This window comes from Bacillus sp. JJ1532 (assembly GCF_036965085.1).
Taxonomy (GTDB): Bacteria; Bacillota; Bacilli; order Bacillales; family Cytobacillaceae; genus Cytobacillus.
This window is the reverse complement of sequence record NZ_JBALOW010000148.1, coordinates 1-4,023: the sequence shown is the minus strand read 5'-3', so window position 1 is coordinate 4,023 and position 4,023 is coordinate 1. Positions and strand designations below refer to the sequence as shown.

5 protein-coding genes are annotated in these 4,023 nt (G+C 36.2%); 2 read left to right on the top strand and 3 right to left on the bottom strand.

What is annotated here, in order from left to right:
• Window positions 1–204: hypothetical protein (locus V7122_RS25555; protein WP_335530127.1), on the top strand; the 204-nt coding region annotated here is incomplete at its 5' end.
• Between the two features lie 186 nt (window positions 205–390).
• Window positions 391–1,629 (top strand): IS110 family transposase, encoded by a 1,239-nt coding sequence (locus tag V7122_RS25550; RefSeq protein ID WP_335530125.1) that lies wholly within the window; start codon window positions 391–393, stop codon window positions 1,627–1,629.
• A 175-nt stretch (window positions 1,630–1,804) separates the two neighbouring features.
• Here V7122_RS25550 and V7122_RS25545 read toward each other — a convergent pair whose 3' ends face one another.
• The 3 genes from V7122_RS25545 to V7122_RS25535 all read right to left on the bottom strand — a co-directional run bounded on the left by V7122_RS25545 (window position 1,805) and on the right by V7122_RS25535 (window position 3,844).
• Window positions 1,805–2,770, bottom strand: a complete 966-nt coding sequence (locus V7122_RS25545) for an ornithine cyclodeaminase family protein (RefSeq protein WP_335490319.1) — start codon at window positions 2,768–2,770, stop codon at window positions 1,805–1,807.
• Window positions 2,771–3,073: 303 nt separating this feature from the next.
• Entirely contained in the window at window positions 3,074–3,541 is a 468-nt protein-coding gene (locus V7122_RS25540) for an NUDIX domain-containing protein (protein WP_335530122.1), read from the bottom strand.
• Window positions 3,542–3,643: 102 nt separating this feature from the next.
• A complete protein-coding gene (locus V7122_RS25535) occupies window positions 3,644–3,844 on the bottom strand; it encodes a hypothetical protein (protein ID WP_335530118.1) in 201 nt (66 codons plus the stop codon).
• Between the last annotated feature and the right edge of the window lie 179 nt (window positions 3,845–4,023).

Genomic DNA, 4,023 nt, shown 5'->3' with positions numbered 1-4,023 from the left:
TCGGCCGCACAACTGCTTCCTTACTTTAAGTACAAGAGTTTCACAATCTCGCCTAAACTTTCACCTAGATATCTAGGTGTTATTCAACAATCTGGCCCTTTTCATGAAGAAAGACGCTTTCCTTATTTCAGAAAAGCGCCCGTTCGTAATATAAGTTTAGCCAGTTTTTACTGGTTGAACTTTTTTTATTTGGTTTTATTATAGCGGTAGTCGGAGTAGAACGTAGCGTCCGTGGGACTTGATCCCGTCCACAAAACTGTTCACTCCCTACTTTTTTAAGCATGTTTCAGGCTGGTTGGGACAATGATCCCGTTTAACAAGCGAACCTATGATAGTACAAGCAGCTCTAGGGACAACCGACTAATCTTAATTTCTAAGGAGGAGATGATGATGAATCCAGTAGTAGGTCTGGATGTTTCTAAAGGGGAAAGTCAGGTACAAGCATTCTTGGATAAGGGTCAACCTTTTCGTAAAAGTTTTAGTGTAAAGCATACAGTTGAGGGCTTTGAGAATTTATTAGGATTCTTAAAAGAGATTGAAAGAGTAGCTGATGGTAAGCAACCTTCGGTTATCTTAGAATCAACAGGACATTACCACTCTCCTGTTATTCAATTTTTGGAGGAACAGCAATATGTTTATATTATTGTGAATCCCCTTATCTCTCATCGAGCAAGGAGCGCAAGTTTAAGAAAGGTAAAAACAGACGCTGTCGATGCCTATCTTCTTTGCGAACTGTACTACAAAGAAGAAATTGAGCCGTATAAGAAAAGAGGTATTCAACTCTTAAACCTTCGTAATCTTACAAGGCACCAAGAGACAATATCAGGTATCTCTACACAAACCAAGGTACAGCTTCTAACAGTGCTAGATCAAGTATTTCCTGAATATAGAGGTGTCTTTGGTAATTTATATTCAAAAGTCTCTTTACAGACTCTTTCCTTATTTCCTACTTCTGAACATGTACTAAATACTACCGAATCCGTATTAACTGACAAGATTGTATCGTTATGTACCAGACGTTCAGAAAAGTGGGCAAAAGAAAAAGCACAAAAACTTATTGAGGCTGCACTACGAAATCCATTTCAAAACAAATTGTATGAAAGCCATATTTTTAACCTAAAGATGTTAATTACCATCGTTCTTCAATATCAAGAGCATCTATCACAACTAGAAACTGAAATAGATGCCCTCGCTAAAGAAATTGAAGAATATAAGATTATCCAGTCTATCCCTGGTATCGGAGAAAAGATTGCGGCAACAATCATTTCCGAAGTTGGAGAAATAGATCGGTTTAATCACCCTAAAAAGTTAGTTGCCTTTGCAGGAATAGATCCTAGTGTTTACTCTTCTGGAAGGTTTACAGCGACCAACAATCGCATAACGAAAAGAGGATCTAGAAGGTTAAGGCAAGCATTATATATGGCTGTGTACTGTGGAATTCGAGATGCCCGTAAACAAAAGACGAGCGATACCGTTATACCTCGAAACAAAAAATTAAGAGAGTTTTACGATAAAAAACGCGATGAAGGTAAACCCTATAGAGTAGCGATAATTGCTTGTGTTAATAAGCTTTTACACTTGATTTATGCACTTTTAAAGAACAAAACCACTTTCCAAGAGTTGGCTTAAAAACTATATTTAACAACATAAAACAAAACCTTCCAATAATGAAAATCAGGAAGGTTATTTTGCATGCTCATTTTTAGTATATCATCTAATTTTTCATTTTTTTATTGAAAAATGTTGACAACTATTAGCTGGTTTTGTTGAATAATAAAACCAAACAAAAATAAATCCAAACTTTCTACAAGTTAAAATCAAAGCTTTCTCCTATTCCTTTTTCAATTGCCTTTTGGTATACATTCCAAGCAACAACAAGATCTTGAAATGCCAAACCAACGGAACCAAACACCGTTATTTCCTCTGGACTAGTGCGTCCAGATCGATATCCGGCAAGAACTTCTCCTAGTTCATAGGGATCTACATCCTTTCTTGTCAGACCAGCTCCACCAATAGCACCCATTTTTTCAGAAAGATCAATGTCATCACAAATAAAAACCGATTGTTGGATAAGTTCGGCGCTGATCTCACATTTTCCAGGTTGATCTGCCCCCAGGGTAGTTATATGTGTACCCGGCTGTATCATTTTAGGAAAAAGAAAAGGTTCTTCAGACCAAGTTGCAGAAATAATAATCTCTGCTTGTTTAGTAACTTCTTCTAAACTTTCAGAAGCAAACACAGGGATATTTAGTTCCGTTCTCATTTTATCGGCGAACAAACGGGCCTTTTCCGGAATTAGATCAAAAGCATACACCTTTGAGATGCTACGAAAATATGTTAATGATCTTAATTGTAACTCTCCTTGGACTCCACAACCGATGATTGTAACTCTACTAGCATTCGAATGTGAAAGTATATGTGTACCAAGTGCTCCAGAGAGACCGGTTCGAACAGCTGTTAAATAAGGTGAATCCATAATTGAAAGCAAATCACCATTATTTAAATCATGAAGATGAATTACTCCTTTAATAGATGGTGATTGATTTTGAAACTTAGCGTGAACCTTCACGGTATATGCGGGTATTTCGTTTAACAAACCAGGAAAAATAATCATTGAACTTGAATAATCGTTCGGGAGTGGTGAATTTGCACGTTGTCCATCAATGTTTCTCATTATGGAGTACTTTTCAAATCCGTCTTTTAATTCAGGAATTAGTTCCTGTGGGGAGAGTAGGCCTTTTATATCCGTATTTTTTAATAGTAAAGTCATTTATCTCATCCTTCCTTGGTTGGTTCCCTTCACTATTCTATAATTTGGCCCGATTCATTAAGAAAGGCACATTTCTTGGTCTAGAAATGCGCCCGATTGTTGAACAGAACCACACATTTTAGTAAAACTTTTAGATTTATATTACTTATATGATTCATGAGTTGGACGAAACAAATCTTCGTCTGCATTTTCAAGTACTGCTTTGTGAGCAGCGATCATTAAATCAGGAAATGTTACTAGAAAAAAGCGCCCAATTGTGGAAGATCATATGTACCTTTCTTGTTAAACTAACGCCCGGTGAGCTTAATAAGAGGACTTTTTTTCAAGTTGACCTTTTAACCCAATTAACTTGTTTTTAATAAAAGGGTCTATTTCTTCGGGTAATTGATTTAATCCAAAAAATTGTACTTCTATTCCTTGATTGCTATCAGGTGTTATTTCTCCTTCATACTCGGTACACAAATAACCAATTGCAACTGGATGGTATTCATCGCCACTTTCCTCGACTCGATTGATTAATTCCTTACCAGAATAGACACCAAACAATTTTAACATCGTTACTTTTAATCCTATTTCTTCCAAGACAATTCTTTTAATACATTCTTCAACTGACTCGTTAATTTGTAAAACTCCACCTGGAATAGTCCAAGTTCCACCTACATTTCGGCTCAGTAAAATTTCTCCTTGATTATTAATGATAGCTACACTCGGGCGTACAAATATTAGTGGTGTATTCCCAATCATTTCTCTCATATCTTCACAATAACCCATAAATACCTCCGATGATTAAATTCTTTATTAAAGTAACGGTAGCCTTTCACTTGATAGAAATTGTATCAAAGGAGTAACCTACTCCCTTTTAGATGGCATTTGTCAGCCGCCTTCGATGCAAGTTGCAGTGGAACTACCTACTGCATTATTTAATTCAGTTAATAATACTTGTAGAGAGTTGTCTGTAACTAATTCTTTTATTGCTTTATTTGTAATTAGAACATTGTATTTTTGAAAAACCTGTACTGTATCTACCCATACTTCAGTTATAGCTTTTGAAGTCATATTTGATTGAATTACCATAAAATAACCTCCTTATATCTTCATATTACCATTTTTTCATCAACTATCCTGCTCCTTTAGTTGAATAAAAAAGCCACCTGAATTGGCAGCTGGTTCTTAAAGTAACGCCCCCATTACTTCAATAAGCAAAAGAGCAATCCCTTTTTATTCAGGGATTGCACCCTTTAGCCGCCCATGCA

Excerpts from the sequence above, each read along its gene's own strand:
- V7122_RS25550 (WP_335530125.1), top strand. The coding sequence starts at position 391 with ATGAATCCAGTAGTAGGTCTGGATGTTTCTAAAGGGGAAAGTCAGGTA.
- V7122_RS25545 (WP_335490319.1), bottom strand. The coding sequence starts at position 2,770 with ATGACTTTACTATTAAAAAATACGGATATAAAAGGCCTACTCTCCCCA.
- V7122_RS25540 (WP_335530122.1), bottom strand. The coding sequence starts at position 3,541 with ATGGGTTATTGTGAAGATATGAGAGAAATGATTGGGAATACACCACTA.
- V7122_RS25535 (WP_335530118.1), bottom strand. The coding sequence starts at position 3,844 with ATGGTAATTCAATCAAATATGACTTCAAAAGCTATAACTGAAGTATGG.